Consider the following 21301-nt stretch of genomic DNA (forward strand, 5'->3'; position numbering starts at 1 on the left):
CGGACGCGGCCTCAGTCCTCGACGGCCACCAGCTCCACCTCGAAGCCGTCCGCGGTCTCGAGGTAGGCGGCGTAGTGGTCCGCTCCCCCGGCGTGCGGGTGGCGGTCCTCGAAGAGCAGGCGGAACCCCCGGCCGCGCGCGGCGGCGGTGAGCTCGTCCACGCGGGAGCGTGATCCGGCCCGGAAGGCCAGGTGGTTCAGTCCCGGGCGGGTGCGCTCGTGGGCGCCCGCGGCGACGTCGGGCCCGGCCTCGAGCACGAGGTACTCCCCCGCCCCCTGGTACGTCCGGCCCTCGGCCCACCCCTCGCCGGGCACGTAGCCGAGCTCGCCGAACAGCCAGCCGAGGCTCGCCTCGGCCGCCGCCAGATCCGCGACCCAGATCTCCACGTGGTGCAGCCGGCCCGTGGGCGCGGGCGCCGGGGTCGCATCCTCCGGCGAAGCGACGGCGTCGGGCCCGTCCGCCTCCACGGCCCGGACGTCCGCGTCGGCCTCGAGGCCGGACCCGGCCACCGCCGACGCGGAGGTCGTGGACGCCTCCGCGGCGGTCGACCCCGCGGCCGCGGGGGCCGCGACCGGCACCTCGGACGCGCCCGCGTCCCATTGGCCGCCCCGCGCGCCGGCGTCCATGGCCTCGTTGGAGAGGCGGTCGGCGTCCTTGTTCCGGTTGCGCGGGATCCATTCGTAGGTGACGCGCTCGGGGGGCAGCACGGACCGGGCCTCGGCCGCGAGGCGCCGCATGTCCTCGTGCTTGATCTTCCACCGCCCGGACATCTGCTCCACCACGAGCTTGGAGTCCATCAGCACGTGCACCCGCGCCTCGGGGTCGAGGTCCCGGGCCATCCGCAGCCCGGCCACGAGCCCGGAGTACTCGGCCACGTTGTTCGACGCCTTCCCCAGCGGGGCGGCGTCGGTCCGGAGGATCTCGCCCGTGGCCGGGTCGCGCACCAGGGCACCATAGCCGGCGACGCCGGGGTTGCCCCGCGACCCGCCGTCGGCCTCCACCTGCAGGACTCGTCCGCTCACCGTGCGCCTCCTCGTGTCCGTGGTCGCGCCGTCCGACGCGGCCCCCCACTCTACTGATCGCGCCGGGGGCGGGGCCCGGGGTCAGTCCCGGATGAGGATGGCGCCGGACTCGGGGCAGCGGGCGACGGCGGCCGGCGGGAGGGCCCGGATGCGCGCGACCTCCGCGGGCGACAGCTCCGTGCCCGCGGCCGCGGACCGGTTCCCGACGAGCCGGGCCGCGCCGATGCCGCCGTTGCGCTCCCGCGCCTGCTCGTACAGGGCCAGCAACGACGCGGGGAACTCCGCGGCCAACGCCGCCCGGCGCTGGATGAGGTCCCGGCCACGCTGGGTCACGGCCTGCCCCTCGCGGCGCACCTCCGCCGCGCGGGCCTCGACCTCGGCCCGTGCCTGCTCCAGAGCGGCGTGGCCCTTCGCGAGCCGGGACTTGGCGGCGTCGGCGGCCTCCATGGCCTCGAGCGCCGCGGCCTCGTGGTCATCGAGCAGTGCGGTGAGCGTGTCGTCCTCGTGCTGCATGGCCTGCAGCTCCTTGGACCCGCCCTGGCCCGCTTCGAGCCGCTCCCGGGTCCGGTCCCGACGGGCGCGGGTGGCGGCGGCCTTCTCGGTGGCCTCGGCTCCCGCCCGGTCGGCGGTGCGGGCGGCATCCTCGAGGCCGGGCAACGCCTCCTCGAGTTCCAGCGCGCGGGCGCGCAGCCGGGCGTGCTCCGGGTCCGCCTTGAGCCGACGGACGGCGGCGCGGGCCTGGTCCAGGGCCGTGTCGAGCTCCTGCAGCTCCAGCAGCCGGGCCTGGACGGCCGGCGGTGCGGTGACCTCACTCATGCGTGACTCCCCTCGTCGGCCCGCTCTCCCCCGACCAGGAAGTCCCAGGGGTCGCTGCGGTGATCTGAGAACAGGGTGGTGACGCCCAGTCCCCGCTCCGCCAGGGCGGCCTCCAGGGCGCGGGCGCCGTGCTCGAGCCATAGGGACTCGCTCGCCCAGTGCGAGACGTCCACGAGCGCGGGACGTCCATCCCCCGACACCGCCGTCTCCCGGGCCTCCGAGGCCGGGTGGTGGCGCAGATCGGCGGTCACGTAGACGTCCGCGCCGGACGCGCGGACCGCGTCGAAGAGGCTGTCTCCGGCACCGCCGCACACGGCGACGCGGCGGATGCGCTGGGCGGGATCGCCCGCCACGCGCACGCCGCCGGCCGTGGCGGGCAACGCCGCGTGCACGGCCCGGGCGAAGGCGGCCAGGTCGGTCTCCTCGGGCAGGTCGCCCACCCGGCCGATGCCTTCGGCCCCGGTGCCGGCGGCAGAGGTCGTCAGGGGCGAGAGCGCCCCGGTGACGCCGACGGCACGGGCCAGCACGTCCGAGACGCCGTCCACGACGGCGTCGGCGTTGGTGTGCGCGGCGAGCAGGGCGATGCGGTGCTCGATCAGGGTGTGCAGCAGGCGGCCCTTCGCGGCGGCGGCGTGTCCGACGGCGGCGACGGACGAGGTCCCGCGCAGCAGGAGCGGGTGGTGGGTGACCACGAGGTCGGCCCCGCGGGCGACGGCCTCGTCGGCCACGGCCTGCACGGGATCCAGCGCCCACAGGACGGTCCGCACCGGCGACTCCGGGCGCCCGGCCACCGGCCCGACGGCGTCCCACGGCTCCGCCAGCTCCCGCGGCCACAGCCCCTGGACGACCTCGAGGACCTGCCCGAGCGTCGGCGGGGCCAGGGCATGCACCGGCGAGGCGGGGACGGCGGGACGGGACACGGTCATACCGGCCATGATGGCCCACCCGGCCCGGGCACGCACGACCCGACGGCCCTGGGTGACGGCACGGGGCGGCGTCGTCGGGAATGAAAAGCGCGGCCCGCGTTGCTGTGCCTGCCATGACCGACTCCCCCCGTACCGAGCCCCTCGGCGCCTCCGGCGCGCCCGCCGACGTCCGCGAGCTGACGCTCGCCGGCGGCTGCTTCTGGTGCCTCGACGCCGTCTACCGTCGCGTGCGGGGCGTGCTCGCCGTCGAGTCCGGCTACACCGGAGGCGACGACCCCGCCCCGAGCTACGAGTCCGTGTGCACCGGGACCACCGGCCATGCCGAAGCGGTCCGTGTGCGCTTCGACGCCGCCGTCGTGCCGCCCGAGGTGATCATGGACCTGTTCTTCACCGGCCACGACCCCACATCCTTGAACCGCCAGGGGGCCGACGTCGGCACCCAGTACCGCTCGGCCGTCTTCGCCCACGACGAGGCCGAGGCCCGGTTCTTCGCGGACGAGATCGCCCGGGCGCAGGCGAACTATGACAGCCCCATCGTCACACGCGTCGAGCCGGCGTCCGCGTGGCACCCGGCCGAGGACATTCACCAGGACTTCTATGCGCGGCGCCGTTCCAATGGATACTGCCGTGTGGTCATCGATCCGAAGCTCGCGAAGGTGCGCCGGAACTACTCCGCGTGGCTCGTGGACGCCTGAGCGGCGCCGCGGCTCGATAGCCTGACGCAGGAACACCCACTAGATCGCCCGCGCCCCGAGGCGCACCACCACCGGAGGTACCACCATGGCCCGCATCCTTGACGACATCACCCAGGCGGTCGGCGGCACGCCCCTGGTCCGGCTGAACCGCCTCGCGAAGGACCTGCCCGGCGACGTCGCCGTGAAGGTCGAGTTCTACAACCCGGCCAACTCGGTGAAGGACCGCATCGGCACCGCCATCGTCGACGCCGCGGAGGCGAACGGCGAGCTGACCCCCGGCGGCACCATCGTGGAGGGCACCTCCGGCAACACCGGCATCGCCCTGGCCATGGTCGGCGCGGCACGCGGCTACCGCGTGATCCTGACCATGCCCGAGACCATGTCCACCGAGCGCCGCGTGATGCTCAAGGCGTTCGGCGCCGAGATCGTGCTGACCCCCGGGGCAGACGGCATGCGCGGCGCCCTCGAGCGCGCCCAGGAGATCGTCCGCAGCACCCCGAACTCCATCTGGGCCCAGCAGTTCGCGAACCAGGCCAACGTCCAGGCCCACTACACGGGCACCGGCCCGGAGATCTGGGACGCGTCCGAGGGCGCCGTGGACGTGTTCATCGCCGGCGTCGGCACCGGCGGCACCATCACGGGCGCGGGCCGGTACCTGCGCGAGCAGAAGCCGGACGTGAAGCTCATCGCCGTCGAGCCGGCCGACTCCCCCATCCTCTCCGGCGGCCAGGCCGGCCCCCACAAGATCCAGGGCATCGGCGCGAACTTCGTGCCGGAGATCCTCGACACCGACCTCTACGACGAGGTCTACCCGGCCACCTTCGAGGAGTCCATCGAGACCGCCCGCCGGCTCGGGACCGAGGAGGGCATCCTCGGCGGCATCTCCACCGGCGCGATCATCTCGGCCGCCCTCAAGGAGGCCGCCAAGCCCGAGTCCGAAGGCAAGCTGATCGTCGCCATCGTGTGTGACTTCGGCGAGCGCTACATCTCCACCGCCCTCTTCGAGGACATCCGCGGCTGACCGCCGCCCGCTCACCGACCGCACCGACCCGAAGGGGCCGCCCGTGGGACTGTTCTCCCGCATCAAGGAAGACATCGCGACCGTCCGCAGCCATGACCCGGCGGCGCGCGGTGACCTCGAGGTGGCCCTCGTCTACTCGGGTCTGCACGCCGTGTGGGCGCACCGCGTCGCGCACCGGATGTGGCGACATGACCGGTTGAAGATGCCCGCGCGCGTGCTCTCGCAGGTCACGCGCGCGGCCACGGGGATCGAGATCCACCCCGGCGCGTCGATCGGCCGTCGGTTCTTCATCGACCACGGCATGGGCGTCGTGATCGGCGAGACCGCGGAGATCGGTGACGACGTGATGCTGTACCACGGGGTCACCCTCGGCGGCCGCTCCCTGGCCAAGGTGAAGCGGCACCCCACGCTGCGCGACGGCGTCGTGGTGGGGGCCGGCGCCAAGATCCTCGGACCCGTCGAGATCGGGGAGGGGACGGCGGTGGGCGCCAACGCGGTCGTCGTGAAGGACACCCCCGCCGACGCGATCGCCACCGGCGTGCCGGCCACCGTCCGCCCGCGCAAGGGCCCGGCCGAGGGCAAGCCGCTCGTGGACCCCGCGGAGTACGTGGATCCGGCCCTCTGGATCTGAGGGCCGGGCCCTCGCCGGGTCAGTCCTGCGTGGGGTCGCCCTCGGTCGGCTGCGGCATGACCACGGGCACGCCCTCGCCGTCGACCTCGGTGCGGTCGCCGGACCACAGCGTGTGGAACGAGCCCTCGCGGTCGACGCGCAGGTAGGTGTGGGCGCCGAAGTAGTCGCGCTGGCCCTGCACGAGGGCGGCCGGCAGGCGGTCGGCCCGCAGGCCGTCGTAGTACGCCAGGGCCGAGGAGAACACCGGGACCGGCACGCCCGCGGCGACGGCGGTGCCCACCACGCGGCGCCAGGCCGGCAGGGCCTCGGCGATCGCCTGGGCGAACTCGGGAGCGAAGAGCAGGTTGAGCGGCTGCCCGGGGGCACGCGTGCCCGGCGCCGGGTGGCGGGAGGTGTCGCGGCCGCCGAAGGCCTGCATGATCACGTCGAGCAGGTCGGCGCGGATGATGCAGCCGTCCCGCCACAGCGAGGCGATGGTCCCCAGGTCCAGCGACCAGCCGTACTCCTCGGCGGCGGCGGCGAGCATGTCCATGCCCTGCGCGTAGGCCACGAGCTTGGAGGCGAACAGCGCCTGGCGCACGTCCTCCACGAACGCGTCCGTGTCCTGCGGGACGCGCTGCGCATCCTCGTCGACGCCGGCCGCGAGGGTCTCACGGGCGGCCTCGCGCACCGCGCGCTGGGAGGACAGCGAGCGGGCGAAGACGGACTCGGCGATCGCGGCCACCGGGGAGCCGACGTCGAGACCCGAGATCGCGGTCCAGCGGCCGGTGCCCTTCTGGCCGGCCTCGTCCACGATCACGTCCACGAGCGGGCGGCCCGTGGCCGCGTCCACCTGGGCGAGCACCTCGGCCGTGATCTCGATGAGGTAGGAGGCCAGGTCGGTCTGGTTCCACGCCGTGAACACCTCGGCCTGCTCGGCGGGCTCGAGGCCGCCCACGCGGCGCAGCAGGTCGTAGGCCTCGCCGATGACCTGCATGTCCGCGTACTCGATGCCGTTGTGGACCATCTTCACGTAGTGGCCGGCGCCGTCCGTGCCGACCCAGGCGCAGCACGGCTCCCCCTCGAACTGCGCGGAGATCTTCTCGAGCATCGGACCGAGGGCCTCGTAGGACTTCTCCGGACCGCCGGGCATGATCGCCGGACCGTGCAGGGCACCCTCCTCGCCGCCGGAGACACCGACGCCCACGAAGTGCAGGCCCTTCTCGGCGAGGGCCGCCTCGCGGCGGCGGGTGTCCTCGTAATGGGAGTTGCCGGCGTCGATGACGATGTCGCCCTCGTCCAGCAGGGGAACGAGCTGGTCGATGACGGCGTCCACGGGGGCGCCCGCCTTGACCATGATGAGCACCCGGCGCGGCACGGCGAGGGACTGCACGAGCTCGGCGAGCGTCTCCGTCGCCACGAACGCACCCTCGTCACCGTGCTCGGCCACGAGCTGGTCCGTGCGGGCCCGGCTGCGGTTGTGCAGGGCCACCGTGTAGCCGTGGCGGGCGAAGTTGCGGGCGAGGTTCGCGCCCATCACCGCCAGGCCCGTGACGCCGATGTCGGCGGCGCCGACGGGGACGGTGGTGGTCTGCTCGGTCATCGCGGGTGGCCTCCTGTGGCTCGGACGGTGGGACGGGCCGTGCCGGACACGGACCCGCCCCCCAGCCTACGTCGACCGCGGTCAGTCCCCCACGGCGTCGCGGCCGCGGCGCACGATCAGCGGGTCCGGGGTGCCGACGACCTCGTGGTCCTTGCCCTCGTACTCGAACTGGGACAGGAAGTAGCGCATCGCGTTGAGGCGGGCCCGCTTCTTGTCGTTGGAGCGGATGGAGATCCACGGGGCGTGGTCCGTGTCCGTGTGGAGGAACATGGCCTCCTTGGCCTCCGTGTAGGCCTCCCAGCGGTCCAGGGACTCGAGGTCCATGGGCGAGAGCTTCCACTGGCGGACCGGGTCGATCTGGCGGATCGCGAAGCGCGTGCGCTGCTCGGTCTGCGTGACGGAGAACCAGAACTTGGTGAGGTGGATGCCGTCGTCCACGAGCATCTTCTCGAACAGCGGCACCTGGTTCATGAAGCGGCGGTACTGCTCGTCCGTGGAGAAGCCCATCACCCGCTCGACGCCGGAGCGGTTGTACCACGAGCGGTCGAACAGCACGATCTCGCCCGCCGTGGGGAAGTGCTGGATGTAGCGCTGGAAGTACCACTGGCCGAGCTCACGGTCCGAGGGCTTGTTGAGGGCCACGACGCGCGCGGTGCGGGGGTTCAGGTGCTCGGTGAAGCGCTTGATGGTGCCGCCCTTGCCGGCGGCGTCGCGGCCCTCGAAGACGATGATGTGGCGCTGGCCGGTGTCCTCGCCCCAGTACTGCAGCTTGAGCAGTTCGATCTGCAGGCGGTACTTCTCCAGCTCGTACTCCTCGCGCGTCATGCGCGTCTCGTACGGGTAGTCCTCCTTCCACGTCTCCACGGCACGGCCCTGCGGATCGATCAGGTCGGGATCGTTGGTGTGACCGTCCGAGACGGTGTAGCCGCCGTCGCGCAGCTTGTCGATGAACTCGCGGAGGTTCTCGCGGGGGGCGTCGGGCTGCAGCAGCTCCATGGACCGTCTCCTTCACTGGGTGCGTCACCGTGCCCGCCCGTCCCCTCCTCGGTACGACGGCGGCGGGCCGCGGCCTGTGCTCTGTCCATCATTATGGGCGGGCGGCGGACGAGGAAGCCGGGCCCGGCGGCGCAGCCGGGTGAACAGCAGGTGAACCCTGGGAGGCGAACGGTCGCGGCCCCGGGCCGGGGAGGACCGGCCGGCTCAGCCGCGCGGGCCGACGCCCAGGAGCTCGTCGATCGCCGCGACGGCGGCACGCGCCGCGTCGACGTCGGCGAACTGGGCGACGGCGTCGTCGTACCGGCGGTGCCCGGGAAGCTTGAGGCCGACGGAGGCGCCGTCCGTGGCCGGGAGGATCCAGATCCGGCCGCGCGGCTCGACGTCGCGCTGCTCGGCCACGTCGGCCTCCTCGAACTCGCGGTCGTAGCCGGCCCACTCGACACCGGGCCGCGGGGTGTCGGCACCGTCGAGGACGTCACGGCCGCCCATGCGCAGACAGGTGACGGACTGCAGGAGCGCGTCCAGGGTGCGGGCGGCGGCCTTGCCGGCCAGCTCGTCCTGGAAGAGGGCGAGGATGGACCATTGCCCGTCCTGGAGGAAGAGCATGGTCTGCTGCGCCTCGCCCCCGGTGATGACGGCGAGGTGACGGGCGGCGCCGTCGGGACGTGCGGGCAGCTTCCAGAAGCCGAGGGGGGTCGCGGACATGCGCTCCACCCTAGTGCGCCCGGACGCCGACGACGCGCCGCCGCCCGGCCCCTGCCCCGCATCCCGGGTTGAGTTGTCGCGGGTGCCCGGGCCCGTCACCCGCGACAACTCAACCCGGGATGCGGGAGGGTGGGCCGATGGGCCTGCTCCGCGACCTCCTCACCCGCCGCTCCGCCCGCGACCGCTCGTCCGACCCGACGGCGACGCTCGGCCGGCACCTCGACAACGCCGCGGCGATCGTGGCCGCCGCACGCCGGGCGGACGTGCCCCTCCCGGTGGCGGCGGCCCTGGCCGAGCTCGAGTCCGGTGGCCGGAACGTCTTCGGCCACGACGCCGGCGGCGTGCACAGCGCCCCGCGCGGGACGGACGTCTCCGTGACCCGGGAGCGCTACGAGGAGCTCGTGGCCCGGGTAGCGCAGGGGGAGACGTCCAACGGCGTGGGGCCCGCGCAGATCACGTGGCCGCCGTACTTCGCGCAGGCAGCCGAGCGCGGGTTTCGTCTGTGGGAGCCGGAGGACAACCTGGCCTTCGGTTTGGAGATCCTGCGCGGGCACCTGCGCGGCGACCTCTCCGCGGAGGGGATCGCCCGGGCGGGGACGCTCTACAACGCCGGGACGCTCACCCACGGCGTCACCGCCTACGGCCGCCGCCTCGCCGCGGCGAGCCGCGCGTGGGCCGAACGCTTGGGCGAACCCGCCCCGCCGCCGGTCAGGCCAGGTTGACCAACAGCACGTAGGCCAGCGTGCCGGCCGCGATCGAGACCAGGGTCCGCCGCCCGGCCAGCAGATGCACGACGACCGTCACCGCCGCCGCGATGAGCGCGTGGGCCACCCGCGCCCCGTCCACGGGCTCTCCGGGGGCCAGCGCCGCGGCGTCGAGCAGCATCACCAGGGCCAGGATGGTCAGCACGCCGGCGGGCATCCACACCGCCAGCCGCGCGGCGAGCACGGACTCCCGCAGCGGCTGCAGCAGTGCGAACGGCAACGCGCGCAGGCAGAAGGTCACGAGGCCCGCGACGACGGCCGCGGCCACCAGGTACGCGGCGCCGGTCATCGGGGGTCCTCCTCGACGCCGGGCTCGGCATCCGTGACGGCCCGCTCCCCCGCCGCGGCGACGACGGGCACCGGCCCGGTGACGGGCACGGGCTCAGGCAGCGGCAGGGCGGTCCCGCGCGCGGCGAGCACGTGGAACGCGATCAGCACCGCGGCGTAGAGGGCGAAGGCGACGACGAGCACCTGTGCCGGTGCCATCAGCAGGGCCACCCCGACGGCGACCGCGGCCGCCAGCACGAGGGGCAGCTGGGCGCGTGTGCGGGCGGCGTCCATGGCGAGCACGATGAAGAGGGCGACGAGCGCGAACTCCAGGCCCTCCACCGGCCCGGGCAGCAGCCAGGCCACGGCCACCCCGGCGAGGCCCCCGAGCACCCAGTACGCCTGCAAAGCGACCTGCATGGCCACCAGTCGGGGGCCGGTCCAGCCGCGGGGCCGGGCGGCGGCGATGGCGTAGGCCTCGTCGATCAGGGCACCCATCGAGTAGATCCGCGCGAGGCGCCCCCGGACCACGCGCAGCGGGAAGCTGAACGCATAGAACACGTGGCGGAAGTTCACGAGGAACACCGTCACGGCGATCGTGAGCAGCGGCGTGCCCGCCACCACCAGCGGGACGAGCAGCAGCTCGACGGACCCGGCGAACACGACCACGGAGAACAGGGGTGCGACCCACGCGGGCAGCCCGGCCTGGACCACGAGCATCCCGAAGGCCACGCCCAGGGGGAACAGGCCGAGGCCGGCGCCCAGCGTCACGGCGACGCCGGAGCGCACCTCGGCCCACCGCGAGGGCGGAGCGGAGGCGCGCGAGGACGCTGACGAGGAGCCCATGATGGTGAGCATGCTCTCATAGGCGCCTGACGGGCGGTCGGCATGACGGAGCCGCGGCGTCACGCCGTGTCATGGCCCCGCGATCGGTGCACCCGGAGGGACTCGAACCCCCGACCCTCTCGGTGTAAACGAGATGCTCTGACCGACTGAGCTACAGGTGCCGGTGTCCGTCCAGGCTACCGGTGAGCGAGCAGGTCGCGCGTCGCCGCCTCGTGCTCGCTCCGGGTGCGTGCCTGTCCCGGGGCGGCGACCACGCGCGCGGCCTCGACCCCGTCCGCGTCGAGCAGCACGGAGACGCGGCGGGGCCGCCCGGTCTCCACGTCGAAGACGTCGAGGGCACGGCAGGCCGCGCCGTGGGGCCAGAAATCGGAGAGCAGGGTGAGCGGCTCCGGCAGTGCCAGCTCCTCGCGGACGCGGCGCAGCACGGGGGCGGCATCACACGAGACCACGCGGACAGCCACATCGTCGACCGCCACGTCCTCGGCGAGCGCCCCGATCCAGCCGAGCTCGTCCGTGCACACCGGCGTGAACGCCCCGGGCAGGAAGACGAGCCACGTGCCCCGCGGCCCGGCGGCGTCCTGGGGCCCGCGCGTCGGCGGCCACGGCCACGTCTGGCCGTGGTCGTCGCGCAGCGCGGGGACGACGTCGGCGCCCCGCGTCCCGCCGGACGGGGGCTCAGCCACCGCGCTTCTGGACGAGCTTCTGAGCGGCCCAGTCCTCGGAGGCACCGGCCCCGGTGGTGGCGTGCAGGCCCGCGGTGGAGGCGGCCTCGGCGACGTCCGCCGGGCTGACGTGGCCGGGGCGCCCCTTGCGGGGGGTCATGATCCAGACGGGGCCGGCATCGAGGGAGCGCTGGGCGTCCACGAGGGCGTCCGCGAGATCCATGACGTCGCCGTCGTCCGCGCGCCACCAGAAGAGGACCGCGTCCGCCGGCTCCTGGTCGTCCTCGGTCAGCAGCTCCTCGCCGAGCGCGTCCTCGAGCGCGTCGCGGAAGGTGACGTCGACGTCGTCGTCGTACCCCCACTCCTGCACCAGGTCGCCCCTCGAGAGGGCGAGCTCCGCCAGCAGGGCGCTGTCCGTCGAGGTCGGCGTCGACCCAGCCTGCATAGTGTCCGGTCCTCCTTGATGGTGGCGGGCACTGCGGCCCGCGCCGTCGAGCGGGTGATGATGACCACCATACGCCGTGGACGCCGCCGTTCCGGGGCCTCCGGCCGGGCGGACGCGGCGGCTCCGGTCTACTCTGGGGAGGAACAGACGCACTCTCCGGGCGACGCGCCCGGCTCGGCGTCGCGGGCCCGGACCGGATCGTCTGCCCGCAGCCCACCGCGGAGCACCCCTCCGCACGAGAACCAGGAGGCACCGTGAGCGCAGCCGAAGAGAGCTCGCAGATCCGCAGCGGTCTGACCGACCAGCTCCCGGACAAGGATCCCCAGGAGACGTCGGAGTGGATCGAGTCCCTCGACGGACTCATCGAGGAGCGCGGCACGGAGCGGGCGCAGTACATCATGCGCTCCCTCATGCAGCGCGCGAGCGCCCAGTCCGTCGCCCTGCCCTACGTGACCACCACGGACTACGTGAACACGATCCCGGCGGACCAGGAGCCGGAGTACCCGGGCGACGAGGAGCTCGAGCGCCGCTACCGCAACTACCTGCGGTGGAACGCCATGGCCCTCGTGCAGCGCGCCCAGCGCGACGGCGTCGGCGTCGGCGGTCACATCTCCTCCTACGCAGGCCAGGCGACCCTCTACGAGGTGGGCCTGAACCACTTCTTCCGCGGCCAGGACCACCCGGGCGGCGGCGACCACATCTTCTTCCAGGGCCACTCCTCGCCGGGCAACTACGCCCGCGCGTTCCTCGAGGGCCGCCTGACCGAGGAGGACCTCGACGGCTTCCGCCAGGAGAAGTCCCGCCAGGGCCACGGCCTGCCCTCCTACCCGCACCCGCGGATGATGCCGCACTTCTGGCAGTACCCCACCGTGTCCATGGGCCTGGGGCCGATGAACGCCATCTTCCAGGCGCAGACCAACCGGTACCTGCACAACAACGGCATCAAGGACACCTCCGACCAGCACGTGTGGGCCTTCCTCGGCGACGGCGAGATGGACGAACCGGAGTCGCGCGGCCAGCTGCACATCGCGGCCAACGACAAGCTCGACAACCTCACCTTCGTCATCAACTGCAACCTGCAGCGTCTCGACGGGCCGGTGCGCGGCAACGGCAAGATCGTCCAGGAGCTGGAGTCCTACTTCCGGGGCGCCGGCTGGAACGTCATCAAGGTCCTGTGGGGCCGCGAGTGGGATCCGCTGCTCGAGGCCGACGACGAGGGCGAGCTCGTGCGCATCATGAACGAGACGCTCGACGGCGACTACCAGACCTACAAGGCCGAGTCCGGCGGCTTCGTGCGCGACCACTTCTTCGGCCGGTCCTCCGTCACCAAGGAGATGGTGGCGGACATGACCGACGACGAGATCTGGGGCCTCAAGCGTGGCGGCCACGACTACAAGAAGGTGTACGCCGCCTACAAGGCCGCCATGGAGCACAAGGGCCAGCCCACCGTGATCCTGGCCCACACCATCAAGGGCTACGGCCTGGGCAAGTCCTTCGAGGGTCGCAACGCCACGCACCAGATGAAGAAGCTGACGGTGGACGACCTCAAGGTGTTCCGGGACCGCCACCGCATCCCGATCTCGGACGAGCAGATCGAGAAGGACCCGTACAACATCCCGTACTACCACCCGGGCGCCGACGCCCCGGAGATCACGTACATGATGGAGCGGCGCAAGGAGCTGGGCGGCTTCGTGCCGGAGCGGCGCAGCGACTACCACGCGATCCCGCTGCCCCCGGAGTCCGCGTACAAGCAGGCCCGCAAGGGATCGGGCAAGCAGCAGGCCGCCACGACCATGGCGTTCGTGCGCCTGCTCAAGGACCTGATGCGGGACAAGAACATGGGACCGCGCTTCGTGCCGATCATCCCGGACGAGGCCCGCACCTTCGGCATGGACTCGTTCTTCCCGACCGCGAAGATCTACAACCCCAAGGGCCAGAACTACCTGTCCGTGGACCGGGACCTGTTCCTGTCCTACAAGGAGTCCCCGCAGGGGAAGATCTACCACGTCGGCATCAACGAGGACGGCGCCACCGCGGCGTTCAACGCGATCGGCACGGCGTACTCCACGCACGGCGAGCCGATGATCCCGGTGTACATCTTCTACTCGATGTTCGGCTTCCAGCGGACCGCGGACAACATCTGGGCCGCAGGCGACCAGCTCGCGCGCGGCTTCATGATCGGCGCCACCGCCGGGCGCACCACCCTCGCCGGCGAGGGCACCCAGCACATGGACGGTCACTCCCCCGTCCTGGCGTCCACGAACCCGGCCGTGAAGCACTACGACCCGGCGTACTCGTACGAGATCGCCCACATCGTGCGCCAGGGCCTGGAGGACATGTACGGCGACCACGACCGCGGGGACGACGTCCGCAACGTCATCTACTACCTCACGGTGTACAACGAGCCGATCACCCACATCGAGGAGCCCGAGGGCCTCGACGTGGAGGGCCTGCTCAAGGGCATTTACCGTCTCTCCGAGGGCCAGGGCGACGGCCCGAAGGTCCAGCTCCTGGGCTCCGGCGTCTCCGTGCCGTGGGCGCTCGACGCCCAGCGGATCCTCTCCGAGGAGTGGGGCGTGAACGCCTCCGTGTGGTCGGTAACCTCCTACAACGAGCTGTACCGCGACGCCGTCGCGGCGGAGAAGGACGCCCTGAAGGACCCGTCCGCCACCCCGCGCGTGCCCTACGTGACGCAGGCGCTGCAGGGGGCCGAGGGCCCGATCGTGGCCACCTCGGACTACTCCACCTCGTGGACGAACCAGATCCGCCCGTTCGTGCCGAACCGCTTCTCGGCGCTCGGCGCCGACGAGTTCGGCTTCGCGGACACCCGCGCCGCCGCCCGTCGGTACTTCCTCATCGACACTCACTCGATGGTGGTCCGCGCGCTGCAGCTCCTCGAGGAGGAGGGCGAGGTCGAGCGGGGCACGGCCGCGAAGGCGCACGAGAAGTACCGCCTGGACGACGTCAACGCCGGCACCACCGGCATCGCGGGCGGCGACGCCTGACCCGCATGCCGCGGGGAGGCCGACGCCCTCCCGTCCCGACGCCGGCCGCTCGCCTCCGCCAGGGAGGCGAGCGGCCGGCGTCGTCGCTGTAGGAACCCCACAACACGCGCCTAGGATGAAGCGCATGCCCGAGCCCCGCCCCGCCGCCCCTCGCCCCGTGAGCACCGACGGGCTGGCCCGCCTCAGGAGCCACCTGGGGGCCCTGAACACGGCGGTGCTGCAGCGGCTGGACGCCACCCTGCCCTGGTACCGCCGACTCACCCCGGACGAGCGCAGCGCCCTCGGGCTCGTGGCCCAGCGCGCCCTGCAGGGCTTCCTCACGTGGTTCGAGCGGCCCACCTCCACGGGCCACGTCCTGCAGGACGTCTTCGGGCCCGCGCCCACCGATCTCACCCGGGCGATCTCGCTGCAGCGGGCCCTCCAGCTCATCCGGACGATGGTGGACGTCGTCGAGACGCGGGTGCCGGAGCTGCTGGCCGAGCGCGACCAGGCGCCCGTCCGCGAGCACATCCTCCACTACTCGCGCGAGGTCGCGTTCGCGCTCGCAGACGTGTACGCCCGGGCCGCGGAGATGCGCGGAGCGATGGACTCGCGGCTCGAGTCGGTCCTGCTGGACGCGGTGCTGCGCGGGCAGGACCCGGACGAGATCCGGCACCGGGCCACCGCGCTGGGCTGGCGTGGGGACCACGACGTGATGGTCATGGCGGGTCTCGCCCCGGGGCAGGACAAGCCCGCGTTCATCCCGGACCTGCGGCGGGCCGCGGCGAGGCTCGACTGCGACCTGCTCGTGGGCGTGCAGTCCGAACGGCTCGTCCTCGTGGTCGGCTCGGTGCGGGACGCGCGGGCGGTGGGCGAGGCGCTCGCGCCCTGGTTCGCGCCGGGACCGGTGATCGTGGGACCCGTCGTGGACTCGCTGGTCTCGGCGCACGTCTCGGCGCGGCACACCCTCGCCGGGCTCAGCGCCGCGGCCGCCCACCCCCGGGCGAGCCGGCCCACCCCGGCGGAGGACCTGCTGCCCGAGCGGGCGCTGCTGGGCGACCCCACGGCCCGGGAGGCCCTCGTGGACGGGGTGTTCACGCCCCTGGCCGACGCCGGCACCTCCCTGCTGGAGACCGTGGACGCGTACGGCGCGCTGGGCCACTCGCTCGAGGGCACGGCCCGCGAGCTGTTCGTCCACGCGAACACCGTGCGGTACCGCCTCAAGCGGGTGGCCGAGGTGACCGGCTGGGACCCGCTGGTCCCTCGCGACGCGTACGTCCTGCAGACCGCGATCACCCTGGGCCGGCTCGCGGGGGCGCGGCCGACGACCGGGACAGGCTCGGACTGAGCCGGGGCGGCGCCCCCCCACTTGTAGAAACCCTCCAAACCCACTCGCCGTGCTTCGTGGCGCGATCTGCCCGGGCTGGCGGCCGATCCTGACACGATGGAGCAATGCTTGCCATCGTGTGCCCCGGACAGGGGTCCCAGACGCCCGGCTTCCTCGCCCCCTGGCTCGAGCTGGACGGGACCCGCGACCTGCTCGCATCCCTCTCCGACGCCGCGGGCGTGGACCTGATCCGCCACGGCACTGAGTCGGACGAGGAGACCATCAAGGACACCGCCGTCGCCCAGCCGCTGATCGTGGCGGCCGGCCTCGTGGCCGCCGCGGCCCTCGAGGCGGATGCCGCCGCACCGGAGTCGACCGTCGTGGCCGGCCACTCCGTGGGCGAGATCACCGCGGCCGCCGTCACCGGCGTGCTGTCCCCCGCCGAGGCCCTCTCCCTGGTGCGCGTGCGCGCCGCCGGCATGGCCCGGGCCGCCGCGGCCACGCCCACGGGCATGGCCGCCGTCGTGGGCGGGGACCAGGACGAGGTCCTCGCGGCCATCGAGGCGGCGGGCCTGACGCCCGCCAATGTCAACGGCGCCGGCCAGATCGTCGCCGCCGGCCCAGCGGAGGCCCTCGGCGCGCTCGCCGGGTCCGCCCCCGCCCGCGCCCGCGTGATCCCGCTCAAGGTGGCCGGTGCGTTCCACACGGAGCACATGCGCCCCGCCGTGGACGACCTCGCGACCCACGTCGCCGGCCTCTCCCCCTCGGACCCGCGCCTGCCCCTGCTGTCCAACCGGGACGGCGAGACCGTCGAGTCCGGCACGGACGTGCTCGCCCGGATCGTGGACCAGGTCACCCGCCCGGTCCGCTGGGACCTGTGCATGGCGACCATGGCCGCGCGGCAGGTCACGGGGGTCCTGGAGCTGCTGCCCGGTGGCACACTGACCGGACTGGCCAAGCGCGGCCTCAAGGGCACAGCGCAGCTCGCCGTGAAGACCCCCGAGGACCTGGACGCCGCGCGGGCGTTCCTGGCCGAGCACTCGGCCTGAACCCCGCGCACCGCCCGGCAGAGAGAGGCACCATGACCGTCACCCTGAAGCAGCACGAGCGCCCCGCGGCCAGCCGCATCGTGGCCGTGGGCGCCTACCACCCGGCGAACCTGGTCCCGAACGAGGACCTCATCGGCCCCATCGACTCGTCGGACGAGTGGATCCGCCAGCGCACCGGCATCGTCACGCGCCAGCGCGCCACGGCGGAGGAGACCGTGCCCGTCATGGCCGTGGGCGCCGCCCGGGAGGCCCTCGAGCGGGCCGGCCTGCAGGGCTCGGACCTGGACGCCGTGATCGTCTCGACCGTCACCTTCCCGCACGCCACCCCCTCGGCCGCGGCCCTCGTGGCGCACGAGATCGGCGCCACCCCGGCGCCCGCCTACGACGTCTCCGCCGCGTGCGCCGGCTACTGCTACGGCGTGGCCCAGGCCGACGCGCTCGTGCGCTCCGGCACCGCGCGGCACGTGCTCGTGGTCGGCGTCGAGCGCCTCTCCGACGTCGTGGATCCCACGGACCGTTCCATCTCCTTCCTGCTGGGCGACGGCGCGGGCGCCGTGATCGTGTCGGCCGCGGACGAGCCGGGCATCTCCCCCTCGGTGTGGGGTTCGGACGGGGAGCGCTGGTCCACGATCTCCATGACGCACTCGCAGCTGGAGCTGCGCGATGCCGTGGAGCACGCCCGCACCACGGGCGACGCCTCGGCGATCACCGGCGCGGAGGGGATGCTCTGGCCCACGCTGCGCCAGGACGGGCCCTCCGTCTTCCGCTGGGCCGTGTGGTCGATGGCGAAGGTGGCCCGCGAGGCCCTCGACGCCGCGGGCGTGGAGCCCGAGGACCTCGCCGCGTTCATCCCGCACCAGGCCAACATGCGGATCATCGACGAGTTCGCCAAGCAGCTGAAGCTGCCGGAGTCCGTCGTCGTGGCCCGGGACATCGCGGACGCCGGCAACACGTCGGCCGCGTCCATCCCGCTGGCCATGCACCGTCTGCTGGAGGAGAACCCCGAGCTCTCCGGCGGCCTGGCCCTGCAGATCGGTTTCGGCGCCGGGCTGGTCTACGGCGCCCAGGTGGTCCGTCTCCCCTGAGGCGGCGCCGTCTGATTCACTGTCCACGTACACCCCACACCCCTACCGAAGGAGACGCCCCATGGCTTCCAAGGAAGAGATCCTCGCCGGCCTCGCCGAGATCGTGAACGAGGAGACCGGCCTCGACACCGCCGAGGTGCAGCCGGAGAAGTCCTTCACGGACGATCTGGACATCGACTCGATCTCGATGATGACCATCGTGGTCAACGCCGAGGACAAGTTCGGCGTGAAGATCCCGGACGAGGAGGTCAAGAACCTCAAGACCGTCCAGGACGCCGTCGACTTCATCGACGGCGCCCAGGCCTGATCGGCCCACGACGGCGGCGGGCCCGGCCCGCCCCGTCCCCTCGGTGAGCGCCGGGGGCGTGTGAGCGCCCCCGGCGCCCGACACCCTCGACTTCCGGCACCCCGGCGCGCGCCGCGCGTCGTGCCGACGACACCCCTCCGCCCGATCCCCACTCGAGACCCAGAGGCAGCAGACCCATGACCCGCACCGCAGTGATCACCGGCCTCGGCGCCACCACGCCCATCGGCGGCGACGTGCCCACCTTCTGGTCCCACGCCCTGCAGGGCGTCTCCGGTGCGCGCACCATGGAGCACGACTGGGTGGAGAAGTACGAGCTGCCCGTCACCTTCGCGGCCGAGCTGACCGTGCCCACCTCCGAGGTCCTCTCCAAGGTGGAGCAGAAGCGCCAGGACCCGGCCACCCAGATGGCGACCGTCGCCGCGCGCGAGGCCTGGAAGGACGCCGGCCTCGAGGGCGCGGAGGTCGACGGCGACCGGCTCGCCGTGGCCTTCGGCACCGGCATCGGCGGCGTGTGGACCCTCCTGGACGGCTGGGACACCCTGCGCGAGCGCGGCCCGCGCCGCGTGCTGCCCATGACCGTCCCGATGCTCATGCCCAACGGCGCCGCCGGCGCGCTCTCCCTCGAGTTCGGCGCCCGTGCCGGCGCCCGCACGGTGGTGTCCGCGTGCGCCGCCGGCACCGAGGCGCTCGAGACCGCGCTGCTGCTCGTCCGCTCCGGCCAGGCCGACGTCGTGATCTGCGGCGCCGCCGAGGCCGCCGTGCACCCGCTGCCGATGGCCGCGTTCGCCGCGATGCAGGCGCTGTCCAAGCGCAACGACGACCCGCAGGCCGCGTCCCGCCCCTACGACGTGGACCGCGACGGCTTCGTCCTCGGCGAGGGCGCCGGCGTCATGGTGATCGAGTCGGAGGAGCACGCGAAGGCCCGCGGCGCCCGCATCTACGCCGAGCTGGCCGGCGCGGGCGTCAGCTCCGACTCCCACCACATCACCGCACCCGAGCCCGAGGGCCTGGGCGCGACCCGTGCGATGCGCGCCGCACTGAGGTCGGCCGACATCACCCCCGAGGACGTGTGCCACGTGAACGCCCACGCGACGTCCACACCGAAGGGCGACGCGCCGGAGTACCTGGCCATGCGGGCCGTGTTCGGGGATCACCTGGAGCAGGTGCAGGTCTCGGCCACGAAGTCCCAGACCGGCCACCTGTTGGGCGCCTCCGGCGCGATCGAGTCGATCCTCTCGGTGCTCGCCGTGCACCACGGCCAGGCGCCCGTGACCATCAACCTGGACCACCAGGACCCGGAGATCCCGCTGAACGTGGTCACCGGCTCCCCCGCCCGCCTGCCCGAGGGGCCGCGCGTGGCAGTGAAGAACTCGTTCGGGTTCGGCGGCCACAACGCGGTGGCCGTGTTCCGCAGCGTCTGAGCCGGAGCGCCGCCGGCCGGGCGAAGGCTCAGACGGCGCGGTGCAGCCAGCGCACGTTGGCGTGGGCGGCGGCCAGCCGGAACGGCTCGAGCTCATCGTCCCAGGCCTCGCCGAGCGCGAGGGAGAGTTCGTGCATCAGCACGCTGGGGTCGCCCGCGCCGGCCTCGTAGGCGTACCGGATGCGGTTCTCGGAGACCATGATGTTGCCGGAGACGTCCGTGGTGGCGTGGAAGATGCCGAGGTCCGGGGTGTGGGACCAGCGCGAGCCGTCGACCCCGGCGGACGGCTCCTCCGTGATCTCGAAGCGCAGGTGCGGCCAGCCACGCAGGGCGGAGGCCAGACGCGCGCCGGTGCCGGCGCGCGCCGTCCAGTGCACCTCGGCGCGGTGCTGGCCGGGCGCGACCGGCTGACCCTCCCACTCCACCGAGGTCGCGGGGCCGAGCACGGAGCTCAGCGCCCACTCCACGTGGGGGCAGAGGGCGGTGGGGGCGGAGAGGATGTGGACCACGCCGCGGGTATGGGTGCTGGTCATGGATGCCTCCGGGTGTGCGATGCGGTGCGTCTTCCCCTACGACCACGTCGCGGCTCCGGTGGATCCTGGGGCCATTGTGCACCAGGGATGCCGGGCCGGCAACGAGGCGGCGCGGCGCCCTGCGTGTCGTGGCGGCGCAGGGGACGGGCCGGGGGTGCTCCGGGGAGGCGTCAGGCGCGTGGGTGGGCCTGCCGGTAGCCCTCGCGGAGGCGATCGATCGAGACGTGCGTGTAGACCTGCGTGGTGCGCAGGGACGCATGCCCCAGCAGCTCCTGCACGCTGCGCAGGTCGGCGCCGCCGTCGAGGAGGTGGGTCGCGGCCGTGTGGCGCAGCGCGTGCGGCCCGCGGGCCGCGGTGTCCCCCAGGCCCTCGAGCGCCCGGTCGACGACGGTGCGCGCCTGGCGCACCCCCAGCCGGCCGCCGCGCGCGCCGAGGAAGAGGGCGGGGCCGGAGTCCGGCCGGGCCAGGCGGGGGCGACCGAGCCGCTGCCACGCCTGGAGGGCGCGGCCCGCGGGTGCGCCGTAGGGGACGGTGCGCTGCCGGTCGCCCTTGCCGGTCAGCCGGACGACGCCGCGGCCGGCCTCGAGGTCGTCCACGTCGAGGGCGGAGAGTTCGGCCACCCGGGCGCCGGTGGCGTAGAGCAGCTCGAGCAGGGCGGCGTCCCGCAGGGCCAGCGCGTGGGCGACGGGATCGTCGCCCGCGGCGGCGTCGTCCACACGCTCCTGGGCGGCCGCGAGGAGCCGCCTCGCCTGCTGCTCCTGGAGCACGTGGGGCAGCGTCCCCTCGGGTCGGGGCGAGCGCAGCCGCAGGGCGGGGTCGTCCGAGCGCAGGCCCTCCCGGCGCAGCCAGGCCGTGAAGGTGCGGATGGCGGCCACCCGGCGGGCCAGGGTCGCGCGGGCGAGGCCGGCCCCGCTCATGGCCGCCAGCCAGCCGCGCAGGTCCTCGATGTCCAGCTCGGCGAGGACGTCCGGTGCGCTGGGCGCGTGGCGGGCGGGGGCGTCGTCGTCCGCTGCGGGCGTCCCCGAGGTGCCGGCTGTGCCGGCGACGTGGTCGATGAGGGCGCGCAGATCGGCGAGGTACGCGCGCACGGTCTGGGGGCTGCGGTTCCGCTCGTGGCGCAGGTGCTCCTCGAACGCCTCGAGCCAGGCCGTGTCCCGGGGCGAGGGGGCGCGCGGGACCGGGGCGGGACGGGCGGAGGACGACGGGGCCATCCCCCCA

Annotated in this window: 22 protein-coding genes and 1 tRNA gene; 10 read left to right on the forward strand and 13 right to left on the reverse strand. The window is 73.6% G+C overall.

Annotated elements, in window-relative coordinates; genetic code table 11:
* Positions 1–11: 11 nt before the first annotated feature.
* The 3 genes from ACZ1IK_RS03695 to ACZ1IK_RS03705 form a co-directional block, all read right to left on the reverse strand.
* Positions 12–1022, reverse strand: coding sequence for a reverse transcriptase-like protein (locus ACZ1IK_RS03695; protein ID WP_134417060.1), 1011 nt, complete (start codon positions 1020–1022; stop codon positions 12–14).
* Positions 1023–1103: 81 nt separating this feature from the next.
* Entirely contained in the window at positions 1104–1838 is a 735-nt protein-coding gene (locus ACZ1IK_RS03700) for a zinc ribbon domain-containing protein (RefSeq protein ID WP_134417061.1), read from the reverse strand.
* On the reverse strand, positions 1835–2764 hold the full coding sequence (locus ACZ1IK_RS03705; RefSeq protein ID WP_134417062.1) for a Nif3-like dinuclear metal center hexameric protein: 930 nt from the start codon (positions 2762–2764) through the stop codon (positions 1835–1837). The genes ACZ1IK_RS03700 and ACZ1IK_RS03705 overlap by 4 nt, the downstream gene beginning before the upstream one ends.
* 113 nt (positions 2765–2877) lie before the next feature.
* Between ACZ1IK_RS03705 and msrA the strand changes: the two genes are divergently transcribed.
* The 3 genes from msrA (at position 2878) to epsC (ending at position 5111) form a co-directional block, all read left to right on the forward strand.
* Positions 2878–3459: a peptide-methionine (S)-S-oxide reductase MsrA gene (msrA, locus tag ACZ1IK_RS03710; protein WP_012750832.1), complete on the forward strand. Its 582-nt coding sequence runs from the start codon at positions 2878–2880 to the stop codon at positions 3457–3459.
* Between the two features lie 85 nt (positions 3460–3544).
* A complete protein-coding gene (cysK, locus tag ACZ1IK_RS03715; protein ID WP_134417063.1) occupies positions 3545–4480 on the forward strand; it encodes a cysteine synthase A in 936 nt (311 codons plus the stop codon).
* Between the two features lie 43 nt (positions 4481–4523).
* Positions 4524–5111 carry a serine O-acetyltransferase EpsC gene (gene epsC, locus ACZ1IK_RS03720; protein WP_020624780.1) on the forward strand — a complete coding sequence of 196 codons (588 nt, stop codon included), beginning with the start codon at positions 4524–4526 and terminating at the stop codon, positions 5109–5111.
* Positions 5112–5130: 19 nt separating this feature from the next.
* On the opposite strand, the gene gndA is transcribed toward epsC, so the two are convergent.
* From gndA to ACZ1IK_RS03735, 3 genes are all read right to left on the reverse strand, one after another.
* Positions 5131–6693, reverse strand: coding sequence for an NADP-dependent phosphogluconate dehydrogenase (gene gndA, locus ACZ1IK_RS03725; protein ID WP_098093029.1), 1563 nt, complete (start codon positions 6691–6693; stop codon positions 5131–5133).
* 81 nt (positions 6694–6774) lie between these two features.
* A complete protein-coding gene (gene ppk2, locus ACZ1IK_RS03730) occupies positions 6775–7689 on the reverse strand; it encodes a polyphosphate kinase 2 (RefSeq protein ID WP_069941184.1) in 915 nt (304 codons plus the stop codon).
* 204 nt (positions 7690–7893) lie between these two features.
* Entirely contained in the window at positions 7894–8394 is a 501-nt protein-coding gene (locus tag ACZ1IK_RS03735; protein WP_041103632.1) for a hypothetical protein, read from the reverse strand.
* A gap of 137 nt (positions 8395–8531) precedes the next feature.
* Between ACZ1IK_RS03735 and ACZ1IK_RS03740 the strand changes: the two genes are divergently transcribed.
* Positions 8532–9116 carry a hypothetical protein gene (locus ACZ1IK_RS03740; protein ID WP_465098339.1) on the forward strand — a complete coding sequence of 195 codons (585 nt, stop codon included), beginning with the start codon at positions 8532–8534 and terminating at the stop codon, positions 9114–9116.
* Here the strand turns inward: ACZ1IK_RS03740 and ACZ1IK_RS03745 are convergent.
* The 5 genes from ACZ1IK_RS03745 to ACZ1IK_RS03765 all read right to left on the reverse strand — a co-directional run bounded on the left by ACZ1IK_RS03745 (position 9103) and on the right by ACZ1IK_RS03765 (position 11378).
* Complete coding sequence (locus tag ACZ1IK_RS03745) at positions 9103–9447, reverse strand: AzlD domain-containing protein (protein ID WP_070709804.1); 345 nt, start codon at positions 9445–9447, stop codon at positions 9103–9105. The genes ACZ1IK_RS03740 and ACZ1IK_RS03745 overlap by 14 nt on opposite strands.
* Entirely contained in the window at positions 9444–10283 is an 840-nt protein-coding gene (locus ACZ1IK_RS03750) for an AzlC family ABC transporter permease (protein WP_225348428.1), read from the reverse strand. Before ACZ1IK_RS03750 ends, ACZ1IK_RS03745 begins: the two co-directional genes overlap by 4 nt.
* A 75-nt stretch (positions 10284–10358) precedes the next feature.
* Positions 10359–10432, reverse strand: a tRNA-Val gene (locus ACZ1IK_RS03755).
* A 15-nt stretch (positions 10433–10447) separates the two neighbouring features.
* A complete protein-coding gene (locus ACZ1IK_RS03760) occupies positions 10448–10954 on the reverse strand; it encodes a redoxin domain-containing protein (protein ID WP_145950772.1) in 507 nt (168 codons plus the stop codon).
* A complete protein-coding gene (locus tag ACZ1IK_RS03765; RefSeq protein WP_036340159.1) occupies positions 10947–11378 on the reverse strand; it encodes a DUF3052 domain-containing protein in 432 nt (143 codons plus the stop codon). Before ACZ1IK_RS03765 ends, ACZ1IK_RS03760 begins: the two co-directional genes overlap by 8 nt.
* 254 nt (positions 11379–11632) lie before the next feature.
* On the opposite strand from ACZ1IK_RS03765, the gene aceE reads away from it, so the two are divergent.
* The 6 genes from aceE (at position 11633) to fabF (ending at position 19551) form a co-directional block, all read left to right on the forward strand.
* Entirely contained in the window at positions 11633–14383 is a 2751-nt protein-coding gene (gene aceE / locus ACZ1IK_RS03770) for a pyruvate dehydrogenase (acetyl-transferring), homodimeric type (RefSeq protein ID WP_063190367.1), read from the forward strand.
* Positions 14384–14507: 124 nt separating this feature from the next.
* Entirely contained in the window at positions 14508–15710 is a 1203-nt protein-coding gene (locus tag ACZ1IK_RS03775) for a PucR family transcriptional regulator (RefSeq protein ID WP_060974030.1), read from the forward strand.
* 104 nt (positions 15711–15814) lie between these two features.
* Positions 15815–16738: an ACP S-malonyltransferase gene (locus ACZ1IK_RS03780; protein WP_465098340.1), complete on the forward strand. Its 924-nt coding sequence runs from the start codon at positions 15815–15817 to the stop codon at positions 16736–16738.
* 32 nt (positions 16739–16770) lie between these two features.
* Entirely contained in the window at positions 16771–17823 is a 1053-nt protein-coding gene (locus tag ACZ1IK_RS03785; RefSeq protein WP_060974029.1) for a beta-ketoacyl-ACP synthase III, read from the forward strand.
* Positions 17824–17884: 61 nt separating this feature from the next.
* Positions 17885–18130 carry an acyl carrier protein gene (locus ACZ1IK_RS03790; protein ID WP_010078906.1) on the forward strand — a complete coding sequence of 82 codons (246 nt, stop codon included), beginning with the start codon at positions 17885–17887 and terminating at the stop codon, positions 18128–18130.
* 176 nt (positions 18131–18306) lie between these two features.
* Entirely contained in the window at positions 18307–19551 is a 1245-nt protein-coding gene (gene fabF, locus ACZ1IK_RS03795) for a beta-ketoacyl-ACP synthase II (RefSeq protein ID WP_256836533.1), read from the forward strand.
* A 28-nt stretch (positions 19552–19579) separates the two neighbouring features.
* On the opposite strand, the gene ACZ1IK_RS03800 is transcribed toward fabF, so the two are convergent.
* Positions 19580–20083, reverse strand: coding sequence for a DUF3145 domain-containing protein (locus tag ACZ1IK_RS03800; protein ID WP_256836531.1), 504 nt, complete (start codon positions 20081–20083; stop codon positions 19580–19582).
* A 170-nt stretch (positions 20084–20253) separates the two neighbouring features.
* Positions 20254–21294, reverse strand: coding sequence for a tyrosine recombinase XerC (locus ACZ1IK_RS03805; RefSeq protein ID WP_158183690.1), 1041 nt, complete (start codon positions 21292–21294; stop codon positions 20254–20256).
* Positions 21295–21301 lie beyond the last annotated feature (7 nt).

The sequence above is a fragment of the Micrococcus sp. CS26 genome, from assembly GCF_055522295.1.

Coding starts and splice junctions, on each gene's coding strand:
- ACZ1IK_RS03750 (WP_225348428.1), bottom strand. CDS start 10,283: ATGCTCACCATCATGGGCTCCTCGTCAGCGTCCTCGCGCGCCTCCGCT.
- msrA (WP_012750832.1), top strand. CDS start 2,878: ATGACCGACTCCCCCCGTACCGAGCCCCTCGGCGCCTCCGGCGCGCCC.
- ACZ1IK_RS03805 (WP_158183690.1), bottom strand. CDS start 21,294: ATGGCCCCGTCGTCCTCCGCCCGTCCCGCCCCGGTCCCGCGCGCCCCC.
- ACZ1IK_RS03700 (WP_134417061.1), bottom strand. CDS start 1,838: ATGAGTGAGGTCACCGCACCGCCGGCCGTCCAGGCCCGGCTGCTGGAG.
- ACZ1IK_RS03745 (WP_070709804.1), bottom strand. CDS start 9,447: ATGACCGGCGCCGCGTACCTGGTGGCCGCGGCCGTCGTCGCGGGCCTC.
- ACZ1IK_RS03780 (WP_465098340.1), top strand. CDS start 15,815: ATGCTTGCCATCGTGTGCCCCGGACAGGGGTCCCAGACGCCCGGCTTC.
- ACZ1IK_RS03705 (WP_134417062.1), bottom strand. CDS start 2,764: ATGACCGTGTCCCGTCCCGCCGTCCCCGCCTCGCCGGTGCATGCCCTG.
- ACZ1IK_RS03785 (WP_060974029.1), top strand. CDS start 16,771: ATGACCGTCACCCTGAAGCAGCACGAGCGCCCCGCGGCCAGCCGCATC.
- ACZ1IK_RS03800 (WP_256836531.1), bottom strand. CDS start 20,083: ATGACCAGCACCCATACCCGCGGCGTGGTCCACATCCTCTCCGCCCCC.
- gndA (WP_098093029.1), bottom strand. CDS start 6,693: ATGACCGAGCAGACCACCACCGTCCCCGTCGGCGCCGCCGACATCGGC.
- ACZ1IK_RS03775 (WP_060974030.1), top strand. CDS start 14,508: ATGCCCGAGCCCCGCCCCGCCGCCCCTCGCCCCGTGAGCACCGACGGG.
- ACZ1IK_RS03765 (WP_036340159.1), bottom strand. CDS start 11,378: ATGCAGGCTGGGTCGACGCCGACCTCGACGGACAGCGCCCTGCTGGCG.
- ACZ1IK_RS03790 (WP_010078906.1), top strand. CDS start 17,885: ATGGCTTCCAAGGAAGAGATCCTCGCCGGCCTCGCCGAGATCGTGAAC.
- ACZ1IK_RS03735 (WP_041103632.1), bottom strand. CDS start 8,394: ATGTCCGCGACCCCCCTCGGCTTCTGGAAGCTGCCCGCACGTCCCGAC.
- fabF (WP_256836533.1), top strand. CDS start 18,307: ATGACCCGCACCGCAGTGATCACCGGCCTCGGCGCCACCACGCCCATC.
- cysK (WP_134417063.1), top strand. CDS start 3,545: ATGGCCCGCATCCTTGACGACATCACCCAGGCGGTCGGCGGCACGCCC.
- ACZ1IK_RS03740 (WP_465098339.1), top strand. CDS start 8,532: ATGGGCCTGCTCCGCGACCTCCTCACCCGCCGCTCCGCCCGCGACCGC.
- ppk2 (WP_069941184.1), bottom strand. CDS start 7,689: ATGGAGCTGCTGCAGCCCGACGCCCCCCGCGAGAACCTCCGCGAGTTC.